General features: G+C 74.6%; 1 protein-coding gene. It reads right to left on the reverse strand.

What is annotated here, in order from left to right; all coding sequences use genetic code 11:
• On the reverse strand, nucleotides 1-454 hold a 454-nt coding region (locus B7767_RS40805; protein WP_143652950.1), incomplete at its 3' end, for a helix-turn-helix transcriptional regulator.
• Nucleotides 455-744 lie beyond the last annotated feature (290 nt).

A 744-nucleotide genomic window follows, 5' to 3' on the forward strand; every position in this document is an offset into this window, starting at 1 on the left:
CCGGGGTCGCCTTCCGCGCGTCCGGGCGCCGTGGCGTCGTCGACGGCCCGGTGTGCGGCGCCGCGGCCGGACGGGACCGGGTGGTGGTCCCGGCCATGGTCACGGCCTCGGGTTCCCGGCCCGTGGACAGGGGCCGCGCCTCCGGCACCGGGGCCGCCGGGGTGGTGGTCTCGGGTGTCGCCGTGTCCTCGTCCTGGGCACTGGCGTCGGCCGGGGCGGGGTACAGCTCGGAGAGTCCGTCGAGGAGACGTGCGTACGCGTCACGCTCCGGCGGGCGGGGTTCGGTCTTGCCGGCCTCCCAGCCGCTGACCGTGGCCCGGCGCACCTGCAGCGCGGTGGCGATCTCGTCGATCGTCAGGCCGTGGGCCTTGCGCAGACGCCTGCGCTCCTCGGGTGGCGGCAGTGGGGCACGGGACGCGAGGAGCGCGTCGACCCGGTCGAACAATTCGGACATGGAGGGCCTCCTGTTCCTCGACTATAGCGTGAAGCGTACGGATTGAGTACGTGTCGAGTACGGACCGCGTACGAATTGTGTGCAGATACCGTTCGATTACTCCGGGGAGCTCGGTACGGCGGTCGGCGGGATCAGGCGGACGCGCGCCCGTGGACGTCGACGGCCGTAGGGAGCAGATCGACGGAGGGGCCGGCGCCGGCCTTCGGGCGGGCGCCCGTGTCATGGCCGGCGCGGTTGCGCCCGGCGCACCCGGCGTGGGCGCTGGGCACGCCGGGTGCCCGGCCGTCCGC

Source organism: Streptomyces sp. 13-12-16 (genome assembly GCF_002114215.1).
Taxonomy (GTDB): Bacteria; Actinomycetota; Actinomycetes; order Streptomycetales; family Streptomycetaceae; genus Streptomyces.